At 69.0% G+C, this 20207-nt stretch carries 22 protein-coding genes, 1 tRNA gene and 1 riboswitch; of the genes, 13 read left to right on the forward strand and 10 right to left on the reverse strand.

The window, feature by feature from the left end; all coding sequences use genetic code 11:
* Positions 1-78: 78 nt before the first annotated feature.
* The 4 genes from IJ15_RS0104720 (at position 79) to IJ15_RS0104735 (ending at position 5267) form a co-directional block, all read left to right on the forward strand.
* Positions 79-882, forward strand: coding sequence for an alpha/beta fold hydrolase (locus IJ15_RS0104720; RefSeq protein ID WP_031937196.1), 804 nt, complete (start codon positions 79-81; stop codon positions 880-882).
* Positions 883-910: 28 nt separating this feature from the next.
* A complete protein-coding gene (locus tag IJ15_RS0104725) occupies positions 911-3532 on the forward strand; it encodes a condensation domain-containing protein (RefSeq protein ID WP_031937197.1) in 2622 nt (873 codons plus the stop codon).
* 152 nt (positions 3533-3684) lie between these two features.
* Positions 3685-5037 (forward strand): lysine N(6)-hydroxylase/L-ornithine N(5)-oxygenase family protein, encoded by a 1353-nt coding sequence (locus IJ15_RS0104730; protein ID WP_031937198.1) that lies wholly within the window; start codon positions 3685-3687, stop codon positions 5035-5037.
* Positions 5034-5267: an MbtH family protein gene (locus tag IJ15_RS0104735; protein ID WP_031937199.1), complete on the forward strand. Its 234-nt coding sequence runs from the start codon at positions 5034-5036 to the stop codon at positions 5265-5267. The genes IJ15_RS0104730 and IJ15_RS0104735 overlap by 4 nt, the downstream gene beginning before the upstream one ends.
* Positions 5268-5290: 23 nt before the next feature.
* On the opposite strand, the gene IJ15_RS0104740 is transcribed toward IJ15_RS0104735, so the two are convergent.
* Positions 5291-6754 (reverse strand): threonine/serine exporter family protein, encoded by a 1464-nt coding sequence (locus IJ15_RS0104740; protein WP_031937200.1) that lies wholly within the window; start codon positions 6752-6754, stop codon positions 5291-5293.
* Position 6755: 1 nt separating this feature from the next.
* Positions 6756-7136: a hypothetical protein gene (locus IJ15_RS0104745; protein WP_031937201.1), complete on the reverse strand. Its 381-nt coding sequence runs from the start codon at positions 7134-7136 to the stop codon at positions 6756-6758.
* Positions 7137-7218: 82 nt separating this feature from the next.
* Here IJ15_RS0104745 and IJ15_RS0104750 point away from each other — a divergent pair.
* Both IJ15_RS0104750 and IJ15_RS0104755 read left to right on the forward strand, forming a co-directional pair.
* Positions 7219-7290, forward strand: a tRNA-Thr gene (locus IJ15_RS0104750).
* A gap of 111 nt (positions 7291-7401) precedes the next feature.
* Positions 7402-7938, forward strand: a complete 537-nt coding sequence (locus IJ15_RS0104755) for a GNAT family N-acetyltransferase (protein WP_269321471.1) — start codon at positions 7402-7404, stop codon at positions 7936-7938.
* Positions 7939-7958: 20 nt separating this feature from the next.
* Here the strand turns inward: IJ15_RS0104755 and IJ15_RS0104760 are convergent, their stop codons facing one another.
* The 4 genes from IJ15_RS0104760 to IJ15_RS0104775 all read right to left on the reverse strand — a co-directional run bounded on the left by IJ15_RS0104760 (position 7959) and on the right by IJ15_RS0104775 (position 10628).
* On the reverse strand, positions 7959-8339 hold the full coding sequence (locus IJ15_RS0104760; protein ID WP_031937203.1) for a hypothetical protein: 381 nt from the start codon (positions 8337-8339) through the stop codon (positions 7959-7961).
* 256 nt (positions 8340-8595) lie between these two features.
* A complete protein-coding gene (locus IJ15_RS0104765; protein ID WP_031937204.1) occupies positions 8596-8778 on the reverse strand; it encodes a hypothetical protein in 183 nt (60 codons plus the stop codon).
* A gap of 258 nt (positions 8779-9036) precedes the next feature.
* A complete protein-coding gene (locus tag IJ15_RS0104770) occupies positions 9037-9666 on the reverse strand; it encodes a class I SAM-dependent methyltransferase (RefSeq protein WP_031937205.1) in 630 nt (209 codons plus the stop codon).
* Positions 9663-10628, reverse strand: coding sequence for an NAD(P)/FAD-dependent oxidoreductase (locus IJ15_RS0104775; RefSeq protein ID WP_197059745.1), 966 nt, complete (start codon positions 10626-10628; stop codon positions 9663-9665). The genes IJ15_RS0104770 and IJ15_RS0104775 overlap by 4 nt, the downstream gene beginning before the upstream one ends.
* Positions 10629-10734: 106 nt before the next feature.
* Between IJ15_RS0104775 and IJ15_RS0104780 the strand changes: the two genes are divergently transcribed.
* A complete protein-coding gene (locus IJ15_RS0104780; RefSeq protein WP_031937207.1) occupies positions 10735-11337 on the forward strand; it encodes a helix-turn-helix domain-containing protein in 603 nt (200 codons plus the stop codon).
* A gap of 22 nt (positions 11338-11359) precedes the next feature.
* On the opposite strand, the gene IJ15_RS26905 is transcribed toward IJ15_RS0104780, so the two are convergent.
* Positions 11360-11491, reverse strand: coding sequence for a hypothetical protein (locus IJ15_RS26905; RefSeq protein WP_269321472.1), 132 nt, complete (start codon positions 11489-11491; stop codon positions 11360-11362).
* Between the two features lie 239 nt (positions 11492-11730).
* On the opposite strand from IJ15_RS26905, the gene IJ15_RS0104790 reads away from it, so the two are divergent.
* Complete coding sequence (locus tag IJ15_RS0104790) at positions 11731-12444, forward strand: dienelactone hydrolase family protein (protein ID WP_031937208.1); 714 nt, start codon at positions 11731-11733, stop codon at positions 12442-12444.
* Here the strand turns inward: IJ15_RS0104790 and IJ15_RS0104795 are convergent.
* Both IJ15_RS0104795 and IJ15_RS0104800 read right to left on the reverse strand, forming a co-directional pair.
* Entirely contained in the window at positions 12424-13260 is an 837-nt protein-coding gene (locus tag IJ15_RS0104795; RefSeq protein WP_031937209.1) for a hypothetical protein, read from the reverse strand. The genes IJ15_RS0104790 and IJ15_RS0104795 overlap by 21 nt on opposite strands.
* A 67-nt stretch (positions 13261-13327) precedes the next feature.
* The gene (locus IJ15_RS0104800; protein WP_031937210.1) at positions 13328-13642 is read right to left on the reverse strand and encodes a DMT family transporter; all 315 of its coding nucleotides are present in this window, start codon (positions 13640-13642) and stop codon (positions 13328-13330) included.
* A gap of 15 nt (positions 13643-13657) precedes the next feature.
* Positions 13658-13718, reverse strand: a riboswitch (guanidine-III (ykkC-III) riboswitch).
* A 221-nt stretch (positions 13719-13939) separates the two neighbouring features.
* Between IJ15_RS0104800 and IJ15_RS0104805 the strand changes: the two genes are divergently transcribed.
* Together IJ15_RS0104805 and IJ15_RS0104810 are read left to right on the forward strand one after the other, a co-directional pair.
* Positions 13940-14641, forward strand: a complete 702-nt coding sequence (locus IJ15_RS0104805) for a response regulator transcription factor (RefSeq protein ID WP_031937211.1) — start codon at positions 13940-13942, stop codon at positions 14639-14641.
* An 8-nt stretch (positions 14642-14649) separates the two neighbouring features.
* Complete coding sequence (locus IJ15_RS0104810) at positions 14650-16044, forward strand: sensor histidine kinase (protein WP_031937212.1); 1395 nt, start codon at positions 14650-14652, stop codon at positions 16042-16044.
* A gap of 4 nt (positions 16045-16048) precedes the next feature.
* On the opposite strand, the gene IJ15_RS0104815 is transcribed toward IJ15_RS0104810, so the two are convergent.
* The gene (locus IJ15_RS0104815; protein WP_031937213.1) at positions 16049-16474 is read right to left on the reverse strand and encodes an HIT family protein; all 426 of its coding nucleotides are present in this window, start codon (positions 16472-16474) and stop codon (positions 16049-16051) included.
* Between the two features lie 179 nt (positions 16475-16653).
* Between IJ15_RS0104815 and IJ15_RS0104820 the strand changes: the two genes are divergently transcribed.
* The 3 genes from IJ15_RS0104820 to IJ15_RS0104830 all read left to right on the forward strand — a co-directional run.
* Positions 16654-17337 (forward strand): YdcF family protein, encoded by a 684-nt coding sequence (locus IJ15_RS0104820; protein ID WP_031937214.1) that lies wholly within the window; start codon positions 16654-16656, stop codon positions 17335-17337.
* A 133-nt stretch (positions 17338-17470) separates the two neighbouring features.
* Positions 17471-18706: a bifunctional glycosyltransferase family 2/GtrA family protein gene (locus IJ15_RS0104825; protein ID WP_031937215.1), complete on the forward strand. Its 1236-nt coding sequence runs from the start codon at positions 17471-17473 to the stop codon at positions 18704-18706.
* Positions 18703-20207: glycosyltransferase family 39 protein (locus IJ15_RS0104830; protein WP_037135269.1), on the forward strand; the 1505-nt coding region annotated here is incomplete at its 3' end. The genes IJ15_RS0104825 and IJ15_RS0104830, both read left to right, overlap by 4 nt.

Genomic DNA, 20207 nt, shown 5'->3' on the forward strand with positions numbered 1-20207 from the left:
GCGGGGTACCGTTGCCCCAGGATCGGGTGCCCCCGGTCCGCGCTCGTCCCAAGCCGGAACGTCACGAGGAAGGCCGACATGCCCATCGCCACCATCAACGGGATTCCTCTGAACTATCAGGTCAAGGGCGACGGCGACCTGGTCGTGATGATCATGGGCACGGGTAGCCCGGGTCGGGTGTGGGATCTGCATCAGGTTCCGGCGCTGCTGTCCGCGGGCTATCGGGTGTGCACGTTCGACAATCGGGGGATCGCGCCGTCCGGGGAGAGTGCCGGCGGCATCACGATCGAGGATCTGGTGGCCGACACGGCGGGGCTGATCGAACTGCTGGGCGGTGGCCCGGCGCATGTCGTCGGCACGTCGATGGGCGCCCGGGTGGCCCAGGAGCTGGCGCTGGCGCGTCCGGAGTTGGTGCGCAAGGCGGTGTTCCTCGCGGGTCACGCCCGGATGGATCAGTTCCAACGGACCCTCAACGAGGGCGAACGGGAACTCGAGGATGCCGGGATCACGTTGCCGTCCAAGTACCGGGCTGCCGTCACGGCCGTCATGAATCTGTCCCCGGCGACGCTGGCGGATCAGCACGCCGCGCGGGACTGGCTCGACGTCTTCGAGTTCTCCGGCGGCAAGACGTCGGCGGGTGTGCGGGCCCAGCTCGCGATGGACCGCGACTTCGACCGTGCCGCCGCCTACCGCGGCATCACCCGTCCGTGCCTGTCCGTGGGATTCGCGGACGATCGGATGATTCCGGCCTATCTGTCGAAGGAGTTGGCCGACGCCATTCCCGATGCCGGGTACCAGGAGATTCCCGACACCGGGCACTACGGTTACCTCGAGCGTCCCGAGGCCGTGAACAAGGTGGTTCTGGACTTTCTCGCGGACTGACACGACGGGCTGAAGGAAGCTGCAGGACATGACCGGCCTTTCGGTGACTGCTGCGCAGTCCCAGATCCTGACCGCGCAGCAACAACACCCGCGGAGCACCGCCCACAACGTGTCGCTCGTCGTCGACGTCACCGGTCCGATCGACGTGGACCGGCTCGCGGATGCGATCCGCCGCACCGTCGCTCACGCCGAGGCGCTGCATGTGCGGTTCCGGGTGGGGGAGGACGGCACCCTGCTGCAGGTGCCGGCGCCGGGCGATGCGTGGTCGCTCGAGGTGGTCGACCTGCGCGACGTCGCCGATCCGGAGGCCGCCGCGCAGGCGTGGATGGACCGCGACTTGGGAACCGTCGTCGACGTCACCGGCGCCGATGCGCTCTTCGCGCACGCGCTGCTACTGCTCGCCGACGATCACACCGTCTGGTATCAGCGGTACCACCAGGCACTCGTCGACGGTCACGGCATCGCGCTGCTGGTTGCGGACACTGCTGCCCGCTATACCGACCCCGACCCCGACCCCGACCGCGCGTCCGCGGCGCCGGAGTGGGCACTGCGTGATCTGGTCGACGCGGACCTCGACTATCGCGGGTCGGCCAGGTTCGCCGCGGACCGCGACTACTGGCTCGCCGAGGTTCTGCAGTCGGCGGAGCCGCTCCAGTTGTGTGCCGGGGGCCCGGCCTCGGCGTCGGCGCCCCCCGAATCCACCACCGTTCACCTCGATGCCGGCATCGCGGATGCGTTGTCCGCGTTCGCTGCCGACGTCGGGATCCGTCGCAGCCGCCTGCCGATGGCGCTGCTCGTCGCCTATCTGCACCGCGTCACCGGACTGCGCGAGTTGACGGTGTCCGTGCCGATCGCCGCGCGGATCGGGACCGCGATGCGGCGCATTCCCGGCGCCGTGTCGACGATCCTGCCGGTGACGTTCCACGTGGATCCGGACGCCACCGTCGGGGAACTCGCCCGCGCGATCGACGTCCGACTGGTCGCGGCCCTGCGGCACGGCCGCTACCGCGGCGAGGATCTGGAGCGGGAGGTTCGTGCGATCGACCCGGACCGCCGGGTGTTCGGTCCTGGCATCAACTCGCTGATGTTCGACCATCCGGTCACGCTCGGCGAGGCGGTGGCCCGGGTGCGGGACCTGTCCACCGGGCCGGTCCGTGACCTCGACTTCTCCATCCAGGGCGGGCAGGACGGCGAGCCGATCCGGATCGATCTGCGGGCCCCGGCGGGGCAGCGCGTCGAACTGCTCCGGCACCAGGATCGGTTGGTGCACTTCCTGTCCCAGTTCTTCGCTGACCCCGTGGCGACGGTTGCCGCACTCGACCCGACGACCGACGACGATCGTCATCCCGCGCTCGTCCCGATGGAGGCGTCGGGACCGGCGCCGCTCGCACCGTCGCAGCGCCTGCACTGGCTGCGGCACCGGGCGGCGGGCCGGTCGGCGCGGGCCGACCACGCGCTGGCGCTGCAACTGGCAGGTGCGGTCGATCGTAAGCACCTGTCGAGGGCGCTCGACGACGTCGTCGAGCGGCATGCCCCGCTGCGCACGGTGTTCGCGTCGGACGGCGGGGAGGTGTTCGCGTCGGACGGTCCGCGGCCGCGCCTCGAGGTGATCGATATCGGCGACGACGACCTGCAGCGCCGGGTCCACGGGCTGGCGCAACTGCGGATCGACCTCACCGAGGAGGCGCCTCTTCGGCTGCACCTGGTGTGCGACGACGCGGGCCACCGGGTGCTGCTCCTGACGATGCACCACCTGGCGGCCGACGACAGGTCGATGCGGCTGCTTCTCGCAGATCTGTTGTCCGCGTATGCTTCTCGATCACGCGGGGCGCGGCCGGAGTGGGCGCCGCTGGAGGTGGGGTACCCGGACTTCGCCCGTTGGCAGGCCCGGTTGCTGGGGGATCCGGCCGACCCGGAGAGCCGGCACGCCCGGCAGCTCGACTACTGGCGGAACCGTCTGTCGGGCATGGTGACCCGGCTGCATCTGCCCGCCCCCGCCGGTGTCCGTGAGCCTCGGCGGGAAACAGTCCGGGTCGACATCGGTGCGGCGCTGCGCGACGGTGTCGACCGCCTCGCGGGCCGGGTGGGGGTCGACACGTTCACGGTGATGCAGGCGGCGCTCGCGACGATTCTCACCAGACACGGTGCAGGGAACGACATCCCGATCGGCGCACTGGTCACCGGTCGTGAGGAGGAGGTGCTCGACGGCCTGGTCGGCTGCTTCTCCAACATCGTGATTCTGCGTACCGATACGAGTGGTTCGCCGAGATTCGACGAGCTGCTGGCGCGTGTCCAGGCGTCGAACCGTGAGGCATTGGGCCATCGGCATGTCGGATTCGGTTGGGTTGCAGCCGAGCTCGGTGGACGGGTGGGAACCCGCTACCCGCAGGTGATGCTCGTTCACGACGAGCGGCCCGGGACCGACCGCACCGGCGGGCTCGACGGCGTGGTCGAGGGGTTCCTGCCGGTGTCGGTCGGAATGCCCTCGGCGGAATTGACACTGGCCTTCCGCGAGTCCGCGGGCGCGGGTCCGGTTCGCGCCTACTTCGAGTTCTCCACAGGAGTGCTCGACCGGGACACCGTCGAGCGGTGGGCGCGAGAGATTCCGGCGTTGCTGGAAGTGGTCACGGGCGACACCGCACGGTCGTGAGGAGCGCGTGAACGGGGGGCTTGCGCTACGAAGAGCGCAGTCGGTTCCTGGTTGGTAGCATCCCAAACTGAGGATAGCCTTTGCTATCTTTTGCCACGCAGGGATGCGAACTCAGATCGGGGTGCCGGTGCGACGAGGACGGACGATGAGCGATGACTGACAGCCGACGAACCGGAATTGGGGACACGCTCGAGGAGCCGCTCGACGTCGTCGGGATCGGATTCGGGCCCGCGAATCTCGCGCTCGCGATCGCGATCGAGGAGCACAACGGCGAGTGCGCGCCCGACGCGCGGATCACGGCACGCTTCTTCGAGCGGCAGGATCAGTTCGGCTGGCATCAGGGCATGCTCCTCGACGGCGCGACCATGCAGATCGCGTTCCCGAAGGACCTGGTCACCTTCCGAAACCCGTGCAGTGGCTACAGCTTCTTCGCGTACCTGCACGCCCGTGAGCGACTGGTCGACTTCGTGAACCACCAGACCTTCTTCCCGACCCGTCACGAGTTCCAGGACTACCTGCAGTGGGCGGCGGAGCGGGTCGAGGCGGACGTCCGCTACGGCTCGGTCGTCGACCGGGTCGAGGGCGTCGCCGATGCCTCGGGTGTCCTGGACCGGTTCGCGGTGGAGCCGAGGGACGGTCGAGAGGTGTACGCCCGCAATGTCGTGGTGGGTGCCGGGCTGCGGGAACGGCTGCCGGAGTGGGCAACCCCGTCCGCGCGCTGCTTCCACAACCACCAGTTCCTGTTCCGGATCGCGGAGCTGCCCGAGCCCGTGCATCAACGGTTCGTCGTCCTGGGCGCCGGACAGAGCGCCGCCGAGGTGGTGCAGTACCTGCACACCAACTATCCCGACGCCGAGGTGCACAGTGTGTTCTCCCGCTTCGGGTTCAGCCCCGCCGACGACAGCCCGTATGCGAATCGGATCTTCGATCCGGACACAGTGGACGAACTGCACGCCGCGCCCGCGCAGGAACGTGCCCGGCTGCTCGAACTGCACCGCAGTACGAACTATTCGGTCGTCGACATCGACCTGATCAACGAGCTCTACGCCACCGAATATCAGGAACGAGTCCGAGGTGAGCGACGCCTGTTCATGCGTCGTGCCTCCGAGATCGAGGGTGTCCGCGAAGTCGAGGACGGTATCGAGGTGTCGGTGCGCAGTTCGATCGACGGCCTGACCGACACGCTGGCCTGTGACGCACTGGTCCTGGCGACCGGGTTCTCGGCGGCGCCGCTGGAGTCGTTGTTCGGCGCGTCACTGCCCGAGGTGCGCGTCGATCGGGGGATCGGCCGCGACTACCGACTCGAGGCCGGTCCGGGGGTCCGTGGGGGCATCTACCTGCAGGGCGGGACCGAGAAGACCCACGGACTGACGGCGTCGTTGCTGTCCAATGTTGCGGTGCGCGCAGGAGAGATTCTCAATTCGATTCTCGCTCATCGAGATCTCGGCGGTCGCCTTGCTAGGCTGAGCGCAGACAACCCGTACGCGATAAGCGAGGTTAGATGAGCACCAATCCGTTCGACGACGAAGACGGCCGCTTCTATGTGTTGGTGAACGACGAGGACCAGCACTCCCTGTGGCCCACATTCTCCGAGGTCCCGCAGGGCTGGAGGATCGTTTTCGGTGAGGATTCGCGTCAGGCATGCGTCGAATACGTCGAGAAGAACTGGACCGACATGCGGCCGAAGAGCCTGCGTGAGGCCATGGAGCAGGACCAGAAGAACGCCGGCAAGTAGCCCTTTCCGCCCGCCCCGTCGACCTATTTGGTCACGGAATCGGGCACCGGATCGCTCATCACGACGCTGCGTCGTCCGAACCTCGGACGGCGCAGCGTCGTGTTTCGGCGAAGCGTCGCATTCCGGCGCATACGGGGCGGCCGGCGCAATGTCCGCGCGCCCCATTCCCCGAGTGTGACGCCGGCGGCCAGCGCGCACCCGATGCCGAACGCGGACAGCAGGGCGCTGAGTCCGATGATCAGTTCGTTGTTGAGCAGCGCGTACAGGCCGCGGTAGAGCGACAGGCCGGGCAGCAGTGGGGTGATGCCCGCGACGGCGACCACGAGCGGCGGGGTCAAGGCGCGGCGTGCCATCAGGCCACCCGCGAAACCGACCACCGTCGCGGCGATCGCGGACGAGATGACCGGACCGATCCCCGCACTCTGGGCCAGGACGAAGAAGAGGAGTCCGGCGGCGCCACCCAGTCCGGCCGCCGTGAGCGCCCGGCGCTCGGCGTAGCAGACCAGCGCATAGAACATCGAGGCCAGCGCGCCCGCGGCCACCTTGACCGGAAGCTGGGTCAGGTCCGGTTGCGCGGCGTTGCTGATCACCGGCAGGTTCGCACCCAGCGCCGACGCCACCCGCAGCGACAGCGCGACGCCGGCGATGATGCCGCCCGTCATCATGACGACCTCGAAGAACCGGGCGGCCGCCGTGATCGGGGCCCCCGTGATGGCGTCCTGCACCGAGCCCACCAGCGACAGCCCGGACAGCAGCACCACCACTCCGGCGGCGATGACCTGTGAGGGTCTGATGACGACGCCCAGATGATCCTGGATCGTGTACAACGCGGTAGCCGGCGCCGCAGCGATCAGGCCACCCATCATCTGCTGGAAGAAGTACGGAAGGCCGAAGCGGTTGAGGACCCGGTTGAAGCGGTCGATGACGACGGTGGTGAGGAACGCGACGGCGGTGATGAGCGGGCCGCCGCCGAGGAGCACGGCCACCGCGGCCGCCAGTCCGGCCCAGCCCAGCGTCGCGATCCACCGGTTGTAGGGGTGCGGCGCGGAGACGATCGCGTCGAGCGCGGCGTGCGCCTGCGCGGGGGTGATGGCCTCGAGGCGGATCCGTCGGGTCAGCCGGTCGGCGGCCGCGAGGCGGGTGAAGTCCATCGAGCGGTAGTGCACGATGCGCATCGTGCCGGCCGGCGGGATCAGCGGACCGCGGTGCGCCGACACGACGATCGAGTTGTAGGTGACGTCGACGTCGCACTGTGCCAGTCCGTACGTCGCCGCGATGAACTTCACCTGGGTGGCGGTGTCCATCGCGGCCGTACCGGACGCGAGCAGCACCTCGCCGACCCGGACCGCGAGATCGAGCACCTCGGCCACTCGTGCATCGTCGGTGAGGTCGATCGGCTGCAGCGGGGTCGGCGCGGCCGTGACCGTGTCGACCGTCGCCCGGCGGTCCTTGACGAGACTGCCGAGCGATGCCGCAAACCTGCGCATGTCAGATGTCGGTGACGAGATCCTTCTCGCTGAGATCGGTGGCCTCCAGTGCCTCTTCGAGAGTGTCGTGCCGGAAGACGGTGGTCACCTGGTCGTTCACGACACGGAACGCGGTCGCCACGGTCTTGGATTGGTCGGGTGCAGACGCCCAGGTGGCCTGCTCCTCTACGACGATCACCCCGTCGTGCATGAACATCCGGCCGGGGACCAGTGTAAGGCCGGCCGACGAGGCCCACTCGCGGAGCATCGTCAGCCCCTGCGCTGCGCCCTCCTCGCCGGCGATGTCGATGTCGTCGCTCGACACCGCGAGCAGCGTGTCGATGTCGGACGAATTGAGAGCGTCGTGCCACGCGAGGACAGTGGCGATCTCCGAGATGCGCATGGGACAACGCTAACGAAAACGGGCGGTCGCGGCACGGTTACGCACACCACTGTTGCTATGGATATGATGGGCGCGCTCCACTGCCTCCTTAGCTCAGTGGTAGAGCACTCGCCTTGTAAGCGAAAGGTCGTCAGTTCAATCCTGACAGGGGGCTCCGAAGGAAAGGTCCCTCACCAACGGTGAAGCTGGTGAGGGGCCATTTTCCCTCCTGAGGGTTCCTGAAATTCATTCGGAACCGTGCTGCGCGCGGCACTAGGGTTGGCGCGTGCCTGAACGAATACGATTCCCACTTTTCACCGATCGTCTCGAAATTCGTCCGATGCGCCTGGAAGATGCCCAGGAACTACTCGCCGTCTACGGTGACGCCGACGCGATGCAGTACCTGACGCCGGATGTACCGACGTCAGTCGCCGAAGCCGAACGATGGGTCCGGTCCAAGATCGATCTGTACGAGTCCGATGACCAACTGAGTCTGTGGACGGTCATCGAACGCGCCGGCGGACGGATTGTCGGCGACGTGGGACTTCAGCACGAGGACTACGGCTGGGGCCCGGAGGTGGGAATCGGGGGTCGAGGTAACCGGAGCTTCTGGCACAAGGGCCTGGCGGTCGAGGCTGCAAAAGCTTGTCTGGGAGCAGGATTCGGCGCGTTGAATCTTCAACGGATCGGAGCCGAAACCGCTCCGGACAATGTGCCTGCTCAGCGAGCATTGACACGGCTCGGCATGCGGCGGACAGCGTCCAACGCCGACGGATGGTCGGTCTACTTCATCAGTCGAGACGAGTGGTTCGACCAGGCCTAGAAACGCTTCTCGTCTCCTGGCTACTCGGGGGCCTTTCCCGTTGTCCTCAACTCGTGAAGCTCGTCGGCCGTCAACGATCCGAGTGGAGACCCGTCGGGGAGTTCCGTGTCGATACGGACCAGTCGCTGCCGGAACCACTGCCCGACCGAATCGTCGAATGCGATCGGCGTACCGACGAACTGCGCGAGATTCTCGAACGGGTTGATGTCGCCGAAAACCTCGACCGTGAGTCCCGCGCGTGACGGGTTGAAGACGGCGGTGACGACCCCACCACTGCACGTGATGTCAGTCAGGGCCTGGGCGATCTTCACGCCCTCGTTCGCGCGGTCGGCTGCGTGGTTGCGGATGACGGCAATGATCTCGGCGTCGGTCGGAGGTGTACTCGGCAGAGTGCTGCTCATGGTTGCCCTTCGTTCGGAATCGACGGGGGAGGGTGAACGCTCGCCCACCGCATGATGGCCCTTCTGGATGCCGCGAAGCAGAACACGCCGGCGACGGCCCACATCGGCGAACCAGGCATTCCGGTCAGCTTGCATGTCACCGTAGCGCGCGTGTCCAGCCGACGTGTGATCTGGCGGAGGGTGTCAGGGCGTCTGTGAGAAAGAAGCCCCGAGCGTTTGCTCGGGGCTTCGAGAGATGAACCTGGAGGGGACGCGCTCAGAGGGCGAAACCGTCGCCCACCGTCTGCTCGGCGACGGTGAAGATCGGAAACTTCCCGCCGTCGCGTTCGAGGAGTTGGACCCGCACGCCGGACTCGCTACGGCGCGGACCGACGATACGGCCGAATCGCCAACTTCCGCTGTCAAGCAAAATGAGCGTCTTGCGTCCGCGACGCATCATGACCGTTCTCCTCGGGTAGTGCCGATGTGACTACTCCAGGTTCTCTCTCCGAGGGGTGCGCCAGCCACGTTAGAACTACCTGTTCGACTACCTGTATTCGCCCCGGGTACTACCTGCCCGACAGCTCCCGCGCGCAGGTCAGCGCGCTGCGCGGCCGGTTGCGCGCGCGGGACGCGAGGTTGCGCGCGGCGTGGGTGTGACGGCGAGGGCCGTGGCGCCGGCCGAGTCGGCCGGCGCCACGATGGATGATCGGAACCCTCAGCCGGCCCGACGTGCGCGGACGACGCTGTCGTGGATGGTGACGTCGTGGTCGCCGTGCCGGACGTTGCGCGACACCGAGGTGGCGGTGACGATCTGCCAGTCCTTCGGATCCAGCCGGGACACAACGTCTTCCGGGGTGAAGTACAGCTCGGCGTGCGGCGGGCGCTGCACCCCTGAGTGCAGATCCGACGGGTGGTGCCCCACGATCAGCAGGGTGCCGCCCGGCGCGACGAAGTCGGCGAGACGGTCGTACAGCGCTTCGCGTGGGCCGGTGGGCAGGTGCACGTACTGCGACGTCACGAGGTCGTACCGGTCGGTGCCCGGATCCCACTCGAGCAGGTCGGCCTGCTGCCACGTGATCCGGCGGGCGATGTCGTCGCCGGCGCCGGCCGCGTGTTCGGCGGCGCGCTCGACGGCGACGACGGACAGGTCCAGGGCCGTCACCTGCCATCCGCGGCCGGCGAGCCAGATCGCGTCGGCGCCCTCGCCGCAGCCGACGTCCAGTGCGGTTCCGGGGTCGAGGTTCGAAACCTCCTGTACCAGGCCGCCGTTCGGATTTCCGCTCCACACGCGGTCACTCGAGCGGTACCGCTCGTTCCAGAAGTTCTCGTCGAACTGCTCGGTCATGCGTCCATTCCCTTCGATTCGCGTGCGCGGTGCTGCGCGACGGCAATCTGTGTGTCTTCGAGGATGAGGTCGCTGTTGATCGCGACGGCGGCCATCGCGGCACCTGCCGCAGCTCCGAGGACCTGCAGCTTGGCGTCGGCGACGTTGCCCGCGACCCACACCCCGGGGACCTTCGTCTGTCCGGACCAGTCGCCCGGCACGAACCGGCCACCGCTCATCGGCTCGACCTCGGTCTCGAGGCCCAGCGAGGTGAGCGCGTCGACGCGTGCCACGAACCGCGGTGCCACGACCAGCGCCCGACGGTCGACGACGGTGCCGTCGGCGAGGCGGACCCCGGTGAGGCGGCCGTCGTCGGTCACGAGTGACTGCACTCGTCCGGGGACGACGGTGACGCCGCGGGCCGCGAGCTGCTCGTGTTCCTCGGCCGTCGGTTCCGGGCCCGTGTGCGCGAACAGGACGACGTCGTCGGTCCACTGCCGGAACATCAGTGCCTGGTGCACGGACATCGGACCGGTCGCCAACACGCCCACGGGCTGATCGCTGATCTCCCACCCGTGGCAGTACGGGCAGTGCAGCACGTCCCGTCCCCACAGTTCCCGCAGGCCCGGGACGTCGGGCAACTCGTCGACCAGACCGGTCGTCACCAGCACACGGCGTGCCTGCACGGTCCGGCCGTCGGCGAGGTCCACGGTGAACCGGGCGTCCTCGCGGCGGATGTCCGCGACCGTGCCGTCCACGACGTGCCCGCCGTAGCCGCGGACCTCGTCCCGGCCCATCCTCGCCAGTTCGGCGGGTGGGACGCCGTCCCGGGTCAGGAAGCCGTGCACCCCGTCCGCCGGGGCGTTGCGCGGTCGACCCGCGTCGATCACCAGCACGCTCCGGCGGGACCGGGCGAGCATCAACGCTCCCTCCAGGCCGGCGGCGCCGCCGCCGACCACCACTACGTCGTATCCGTCCGACATCTGTTCGCTCATCGATACCTCCCTCGGTACCACCACCATGCCGACCGCGGGCATCGGTGAGCAAGGTTTATTGCCGAAGTGGCAACTTCCGGGCAGGCTGGGAGACATGGACGACGTCGACGACATGGGCCGCATCCTCGGCGCGGTGGGCCCGCGGTTGCGGGACCTACGGCAGCAGCGGGCGGTGACCCTCGCGGACCTGTCCGCGGACACCGGGATCTCGGTGAGCACGCTGTCGCGGCTCGAGTCGGGTCAGCGCAAGCCGAATCTGGAACTGCTGTTGCCGCTGGCCAGGGCGTACGGGGTGCCGCTCGACGAACTCGTCGGCGCACCGGCGACCGGGGACCCGCGGATCCACATGCGGCCCGTCACCCGGGGTGGCAAGACTATCGTGCCGCTCACCCGACGGCCGGGCGGAATCCAGGCGTACAAGCACGTGATCCCGGGCGTCGTCGGCCCGCAGGAACCGGACCCACGGGTACACGAGGGCTACGAGTGGCTCTACGTGCTCAACGGGAAGCTGCGACTGGTGCTCGGCGAGCAGGACATCGTGATGCTCCCGGGCGAGGCCGCCGAGTTCGACACCCGCGTCCCGCACTGGTTCGGCGCGGCGGACGCGAACCCCGTCGAATTCCTGGGGCTCTTCGGGCGCCAGGGCGAGCGCGCACACATCCGGGCGCGTCCGGCGGGGGACGAAGCGGGGGAGTGATCGAGGTGGGAAGGTGCCGGGCCTACTTGTCCTGATGGCCGGCCGGTGCGTCTCCGAACATTGCCGCGATGCGGGACTTGATCTCTTCGGTGCTGATGGATCCGGTGCCGGCACCGCTCGCGGTGGTCCGGCGGACGTTCGAGATGTGGTTCATCGACTGCTTCCGTGCCCTTCCAGGTACTTCCATTGCCGTCCCGTGCATTTCGCACCGGAATCACCGGCGGCGCGCACTCCGGGTGGAGCAACCGCGCCAAGGCCAGGCTAGCGACGGATCCACCCCGCAGACGGGCCTCGGTGAAGTGGTTACGCAACCGGAATGAAAGCCCCACCGGCAGCGGTCGAATCGTTACGAATCACCCGGGGAACCGGGACCGAGGACCCTAGTCTCGGAGAATGGCCACGCTTTCGCTGCCCACACCGGACGGTTCGATCGATGCGGTACTCGAGACCCCGGGGCGTGACGGGCCGTGGCCCGGCGTGGTGGTCGTCCACGACGCGCTCGGCGTCGGCCGCGACATCCGCGAGATCACCGCCCGCGTCGCCGCCCACGGCTACCTCGCGCTCGCCCCCGACCTGTACTCCCGTGGAGGGCGGACCCGGTGTGTCGTCCGGGTCTTCCGTGAACTGATCCGGCGGCAGGGGCGCGCCGTCGACGACCTGCTCGCGGCGCGGGACCTGCTGGCCGCCCGACCCGATTGCACGGGTCAGGTCGGCGCGGTCGGATTCTGCATGGGCGGTGGGTTCGCACTTGTTCTCGCGCCCAAGGGGTTTGCCGCCGCCGCGCCGTTCTACGGTCCGCTGCCCCGACACCTCGAGGACGCTCTCGGCGGCACCTGCCCGATCGTCGGAAGCTACGGTGCGCGGGATCCGATCCTGTGGGGCGCCGGACGCAAACTCGACGACGCCCTCACCGGGGCGGGAGTGGAGCACGACGTCGAGACCTACCCGGGGGTGGGACACAGCTTCGCGAACCGCATCGTCTCCGGCCGGGCGAACACGCTGGCGCGGATCGCCGGGATGGGTTACGACCACGACACCGCAGAGGACGCGTGGCGTCGGGTGTTCGCGTTCTTCGACGCGCACCTGTCAGGCGGGTCCGAGGGATAGATCGGGTCCGCGTCCGCCCTTGAGCCAGCGCCCGGGCAGGCGTCCGGCGAGGTCGCCGAGCGGCCCGACCGCCGCGCTCAGCACCCCCACCGTCTCCTGGAGGAGATCGATGCTCGCGCTCATCCGCTGCAGGTTCGGGGCCAGCGCCGTCAGCGTCTCCGACAACGCCACGATCTGATCGAGCGGACCGCCCTCCGCGATGAGCCGCTCGAAGGCGCCGTCCTCGGCGAGCAGCGTCTCGAGGATGCCGTCCTCGGCCAGCGCCCGGTCGACGATCCCGTCCTTCTTCGTCAGCCGCTCCACGGCGCCGTCCTCCGAGGTGAGCCGCTCGAGCGGGCCGTCCTCGGCGGTGAGCCGGTCGAGCAGGCCGCCCGGCGCGAGCAGGCGTTCGAGCGGCCCGTCCTCGGACAGCACCCGGTCGAGGGGGCCGTTCTCCGACGTCACGCGGTCGAGTGGGCCACCCGGGGCCAGTACCCGATCAAGCGGCCCGCCGGGCTCGAACAGTCGCTCGAGTGTGCCGCCGTCGGAGGTGAGCCGGTCGACGACGCCACCCGGGGCGAGCAGGCGGTCGAGCGGTCCGCCGGGGCGCAGGGCCTGCCCCAGCGGGCGCTCGTCGGAGGCCAGCGCCGCCAATTGCTGCACCAACTGCAACGGTCCGCGGGGGTTCGCGAGGGTGGCGGCGCCGACGCTGGTGACGGTGGTGCTCGACAGTGCCAGCCGGGTCGTGGCCAGCGCCGTCTCGGCGACCTCGAGTGCCGCGTCCGTGATGGCCAGGCCGGCACGGACCGGGAACGTGATCGCTGACACCAGGTTCATTCGATAACTGTAACCTGCGCCACACAGTCAAATCGGGTGTCGGGGTATTCGGGTGCGGATCGGTCGGTCAGTGCAGAACCTTCAGGCCGACGACGCAGCCGACGATGCCGAGGATCAGCAGGATCTTGACGAACGACGCGCTCTCGTCGCCGGTGGCCATCGCGTAGGCGACGGTCAGGGAGGCGCCGATACCCACCCAGATCGCGTACGCGGTTCCGGTGGGGAGGGTGCGCATCGCGTAGGCGAGTCCGGCCATGCTGAGGACGATGCCGACGCCGAACACGATCGACGGGGCGAGCCGGGTGAAGCCCGCGGACTTGCCGAGGGCGGTCGCCCACACAGCTTCGAGCACACCGGAAATTACGAGAACGATCCAGGCCATGGTGTTTCAACTCTCCAAACACCGTCTTGTCGCTGGCCGGGTACGGTGTGCTCGTCCGGATGTCGTCTGACTGGTACCAAGGTACCGAAACGGCGCACCGATTCCAGATTTGGTGGCCATCCTCACCACCCCGCGTCACCACCCCGCGTCCTGAACGGGAATTCACGGCACGTTTCGTGGTCCGGGGCGTGCCGTGAACTCCCGTTCAGGGGTTCGGGGGTCTTCTCGGCGACCGTTCACAGGAATCTCCCAGCGAACGTCCAGCCGACGACCAGGTGAATCGGGGATTCTGGTGGGGTGAGTGAGACGCCGCAGGTCCGGGTACTGATCGTCGACGACGAGCCGTCGCTGGTCGAACTGCTGTCCGTCAGCCTCCGGTTCCAGGGGTTCGAGGTGGAGACCGCGTCCAACGGGGCCGAGGGTCTCGACCGGGCGCGGACCTTCCGGCCCGACGCCCTGATCCTCGACGTCATGATGCCCGGCATGGACGGCTTCGCGATGCTGCGCCGCCTGCGCGCGGACGGCGTCGACGCTCCGGTGCTGTTCCTCACCGCCCGCGATGCCGTCGAGGACAAGGTCACCGGGTTGACGATCGGCGCCGACGACTACGTCACCAAGCCGTTCAGCCTGGAGGAGGTGGTGGCGCGGCTGCGGGTGATCCTGCGGCGCGCCGGTCGAGGCGATCAGGGCGGGCCGCCGGCCCGGGTCCGGTTCGCGGACATCGAACTCGACGACGACACCCACGAGGTGTGGAAGGCGGGTGAGCAGGTTGCGTTGTCGCCCACCGAGTTCACGCTGCTGCGCTACTTCATGGTCAACGCGGGCACGGTGCTGAGCAAGCCGCGGATCCTCGATCACGTGTGGAACTACGACTTCGGTGGCGAGGTGGGTGTGGTCGAGTCCTACGTCTCGTACCTGCGCCGCAAGGTCGACACCACCGAGCCGCGTCTGATCCACACCCTGCGCGGCGTCGGCTACGTGATGCGCGAACCGCGGTAGGCGGACGGATGAGGCGCCTGCGTGCGTTGCCGCTGCGGATCACCCTGGTCGTGGCGCTGTTGCTGTTGACGGCCGCGGGACTGCTCGCGTCGGGCGTCGCCGTCACGTCCGCGATGGAGTCCTCGTTGATCGATCGGACCGATCGGCAACTGTTCGACGCCGCGCACGGCTGGGCCGCACCGCGGGATCCGCGGCCCCGTCCGCCGGTCGCCGAGCTCGGGCCGGATCGGCCGCCGAGTCCTTTCTACGTGCGGACCACCGAACCCGACGGCACCGTGCGGATGGAGATCAACGACGAGAACACAAGCGCCACACCGGTACTCAGTGACGATCCGGGGCCGGTGACGGTGGGGTCGGTCGGCGGCGGGGACGTCCGGTGGCGGGAGATGACGGTGACCACGCCGTCGGGTACGACGACCGTCGCGGTGAAACTCTCCGATATCGACGCCACCGTCGAGCGTCTGGTGGTGCTGCAGGTCGGGATCGGCGCCGTGGTGCTCGTCGCGCTCGGATTCGCCGGGTACTTCGTGGTGCGCCGCAGCCTGCGACCGTTGCGGGAGGTGGAGGAGACGGCGGCCGACATCGCCGCGGGCGATCTGCACCGCCGGGTGCCGGAGCGGGACCAGCGCACCGAGGTGGGCCGGTTGTCGTCGGCACTCAACGGGATGCTCGCGCAGATCCAGTCGGCGTTCGCGGCGACGGAGGCGTCGGAGGAATCGGCCCGACGGTCGGAGGAGCGGATGCGCCGCTTCGTCGCCGACGCCAGTCACGAACTGCGCACGCCGCTGGCCACAATCCGGGGCTTCGCCGAGCTGTACCGTCAGGGCGCGTCGACGGACGCGGAGATGGTGCTCAGCCGCATCGAGGGCCAGGCCACCCGGATGGGTCTGCTGGTCGAGGACCTGCTGATGCTGGCGCGGATGGACGCGCAGCGACCGTTCGAGCGGCGTCCGGTGGACCTGCTGGCGGTCGCGGCCGACGCCGTCCACGATGCGCGTGCGCTCGCCCCGCAGCGGCAGATCACGTTGGAGGTCCTGCCCGGTTCGGAACCTGCCGAGGTGATGGGCGACGACGCCCGGCTGCGGCAGGTGCTCGGCAATCTGACGGGCAACGCCCTCGAGCACACCCCCGACATGGCGTCGGTGACGGTGCGTGTCGGCACCGACGGGGCCGACGCGGTCGTCGAGGTGTCCGACACCGGACCCGGACTGGGCGACGAGGACGCCGCGCGGGTGTTCGAGCGCTTCTACCGAGCCGACGCGTCCCGCACCCGGGCGAGCGGCGGCAGCGGCCTCGGGCTGTCCATCGTCGCGGCCATCGTGGCCGCGCACGACGGCACGGTCACCGTCGACAGCGCACCCGGGGAGGGGTCGACCTTCCGGGTGCGGCTGCCGAGGGGCTGACCCGTCAGGCCGGGACGTTCGCCTCGTGGCCGAGGTCGCGCAGTGCCGCCTTGATCTTCGTGGCGGCCTCGTCCATCGACTCCGGGGACGGGTTCGGATCGGCGCCGCTGATGTCGAAGTTCCCCATGCTGTAGGCGGGGAAGACGTGCATGTGCAGGTGCGGGACCTCGAGCCCAGCGATCAGGAAGCCGGCGCGCGGCGCGTCGAACGCCTTGCGGACCGCCCTCGCGATCGTGCGGGAGACGGTGGTGCACTTGGCGAACAGTTCGTCGTCGACGTCCTGCCACTGGTCGACCTCCTTGCGGGGGACGACGAGGGTGTGGCCTTGGGTGACGGGGGCGATGGTCAGGAACGCGACGACGTCCTCGTCCTCCCACACGAAACGGCCCGGCAGGTCTCCGGCGATGATGGCGCTGAACACAGAAGGCATAGGGCGAGGATAGGTGGCTTCGGCCACCGTCGGTACTCCGCCCGCGGTGCGCGACGTCCGGTACGCGACACGCGTTGTGACCGCGGAGTATCACGGAACGGGTCACGCGGTCTCGTGGTGCAGGTCACACTGATGCGAAACTTTCACGTTCGGTCGGGGGACCGCTACCGAGGAGTGCCATGTCCCCACGTTCGTTACGTCTCCGGTCACGTCTCCAGTTGCGTTCTCGCCTCGTCGTACCCGCGGTGATCGCCGCGGCGGCCGCCGCGATCGCACTGCCCGGCCAGGCTGCCGCCGAGTCCTCGCTCGACATCGTCGACGCGCTGTCGGTGACGACCCTGGTCAACGGGGCGCTGTCCGTCGCGGGCGGCTGCCAGAGCCAGGACCGGGACAGCATCGTCGCGTGTACCCGGATGGAGACCCTGACCACGCAGGTTCCGGTGATGCTCGCCTTCAACCCCTTCGCCACGAACATCGTGGTACTCGGCGCGGGCCTCTACGACGACGGGACGATGCGGCCGCTCCTGGTGTCCCGCCTGCAGGCGGCCCTGCAACTGGCGCAGCGATTTCCGCTGGCGCCGATCATCGTCACCGGTGGTGTGCCGAAGTCCGGGGTCACGGAGGCGCAGGCGATGCGGCAGTGGCTCGTGGCGAACGGGATCCTGCCGTTCCGGATCACCGAGGAGAACACGTCGCGGTCCACCGTCGAGAACGCCGTGAACACCAATCGCATTCTCGCCGACCGCGGTGCGAACGGCGCTGTCGTCGTGACCAGTCCCGATCACCTGCAGCGCGCCATGGTCGACTTCCGGGTCGCGGTCGCTGGGCGCATCCCGATCGCTGGCGTCGTAGCGCCGTTCTGACGGACGGAAAATGACGGAGCTGCAACGGTATTCGTGACACTTCGGGCGTGAGGAGCAATCCGGCGTCCGGTTGACAGGAAGCTCACAGCTGGGCTCCAGCCGGGCCGAAGGTGCGCGCGGCAACCTGAGTTTCATGACGACCGAACCCCAGCCCTCGGTTGCCCTGCGGCGACCCGAGGCGGTGACGACTGCGCCGGCCCTCGACGTCGTGGTGCCGGTGTACAACGAGGAGCAGTCCCTCGCGGGATGCGTGCGACTCCTTCACAGCTACCTGTCCTCCGAGTTGCCCTTCACCGCACGAATCACGATCGCGGACAACGCCAGTACCGACGGCACTCTCGGGATTGCCCGAGCATTGTCGGACGAGTTCCCCGAGGTGCGGGTGCTGCACCTCGACGAGAAGGGGCGCGGGCGGGCGCTGCGCGCGGCGTGGGGCCGCTCCGACGCCCGGGTCCTGGTCTACATGGACGTGGACCTGTCGACGGGGCTCGAGGCACTCATGCCGCTCGTCGCCCCGTTGCTGTCGGGGCATTCGGACCTCGCGATCGGATCCCGTTTGGCCCGGTCGTCGCGGGTGGTGCGCGGGCCGAAACGCGAATTCATCTCCCGCAGCTACAACCTGATCCTGAAGGGGGCGCTGCGGGCGCACTTCTCGGACGCGCAGTGCGGGTTCAAGGCGATACGCGCGGACGCCGCCCGGGTGTTGTTGCCGCTGGTCGAGGACGGTGGGTGGTTCTTCGACACCGAACTGCTGGTGCTCGCCGAACGGGCGGGACTGCGGATCCACGAGGTCCCCGTCGACTGGGTCGACGATCCGGACAGCCGGGTCGACATCGTCGCGACCGCCGTCGCCGACCTGCGGGGTGTCGCGCGGGTGGGCCGTGCCCTGCTGACCGGGGCGCTGCCGCTCGCCTCCCTGCGGGCGAATCTCGGCCGGGGCGACCTGGCAGCGGGGTCGTCGTCGGCGATGCTGAGGCAGTTGGTGCGGTTCGCTGCCGTCGGGATCGCCAGCACCGCCGCGTACGCACTGCTCTACCTCGCGTTTCAGGGTGTGCTGGGCGCGCAGTGGGCCAACGCCCTCGCGCTGCTGATCACAGCGATCGCGAACACCGCCGCCAACCGGGCGTTCACGTTCGGTGTCCGTGGTCGGCACGACGTCGCGCGGCACCAACTGCAGGGCCTGGTCGTCTTCGGTCTCGGTCTCGCCGTCACCAGCGGATCGCTGGCCGTCCTGCACCGGTCGGCGCCCGGTGCGTCTCCTCATCTCGAGCTCGTCGTCCTCGTGGTCGCGAATCTCGTCGCCACACTGTCCCGATTCATCGGTCTGCGGTGGGTGTTCCGCAGCGCCGAGGAAGGAGCCGTCCGGTGAGCATTGCCGTCGACCGCCCCGTTGCAGAGCAGTGCCCCCCTGCCGCACCGAAATCGCGCCGCGAGTACTGGATGCTGGCCGCGCTGCTGATCGTCACCGCCGCCGCGTATCTGTGGAACCTGGGTGCCTCCGGCTGGGCCAATGCCTTCTATACGGCTGCGGCGCAGGCGGGTTCGGTGTCGTGGAAAGCGTTCTTCTTCGGCTCGTCGGACGCAGCCAACTCGATCACCGTCGACAAGCCTCCGGCGTCGCTGTGGCTGATGGCGTTGTCGGTGCGGGCGTTCGGACTGAACGCGTGGAGCATCCTGGTGCCGCAGGCGCTGCTCGGCGTGGCGTCGGTCGCGCTGCTGTGGGCGACCGTGCGCCGGTACTTCGGAGCCACCGCGGGCCTGCTCGAGGGACTGGTGCTGGCGTCGACGCCGGTCGCGGTGCTGATGTTCCGGTTCGACAATCCCGACGCACTGCTGGTGCTGCTGATGATCGCCGCGGTGTGGGCGACACTGCGTGGCGTCGAGGACGGCCGCACCCGATGGCTCGTACTGACCGGCCTGTTCGTCGGACTCGGCTTCCTCACCAAACAGTTGCAGGTGATGCTCGTCGTGCCGCCACTGGCGCTGACGTACCTGATCGCCGGACCGCCGAAGCTGGGCAGACGGATCCTGCAACTGGGTGCGGCGCTCGCCGGGCTGCTCGTCTCCGCCGGGTGGTGGCTGCTCGCGGTGGAGTTGTGGCCCGCCGACTCGCGTCCGTGGATCGGCGGTTCGCAGAACAACTCGATCCTCGAACTGACGTTGGGTTACAACGGTTTCGGTCGGTTGAGCGGTGACGAGCGTGGCAGTGTCGTCCCGGGTGGCGGCGCCGCGATGCCGGGCGGTGGTGCCGGCGGCGGCATGTGGGGCAGCACCGGCATCACCCGCCTGTTCGAGCCCGCGCAGGGCGGTCAGATCGCGTGGCTGTTGCCCGCCGCACTGATCCTCGCGGTTGCCGGGATCGCGCTGTGTGGGCGCGCCGCCCGGACCGACCGCCGGCGCGCGTCGTTCGTCGTGTGGGGGTCCTGGTTGCTCGTCACCGGACTGGTGTTCAGCTTCATGGCAGGGATCTTCCACGCGTACTACACGGTGGCGCTGGCGCCGGCCGTCGCGGCGCTCGTCGGGGCCGGAGCGGTGACGCTGTGGCGTCGCCGAGACCTGCTGTGGGCCCGGATCGTCGCGGCCGCCACGATCGCCGTCACCGCGTCGACCGCGTGGATCCTGCTGGGGCGCAGTCCCGATTACGTGCCGTGGCTGCGCTGGGCGGTGGTCGTCGTGGGCGCGTCGGCCGCGGTCGCGATGCTGGTGCCCGCCGCGCTGCGGGCCCGGGCGGGCGTCGTCGTGATCGTGGCGGCCCTCTTCGCCGGGCTGGCCGGACCGGTGGCCTACGCGGTGAACACGATCGGCACCGCGCACACCGGGTCGATCCCGTCGGCCGGCCCGCGCGCCGAGGGGATAGACCCGGCGTGCGC

This window comes from Prescottella defluvii (assembly GCF_000738775.1).
Classification (GTDB): Bacteria; Actinomycetota; Actinomycetes; order Mycobacteriales; family Mycobacteriaceae; genus Prescottella; species Prescottella defluvii.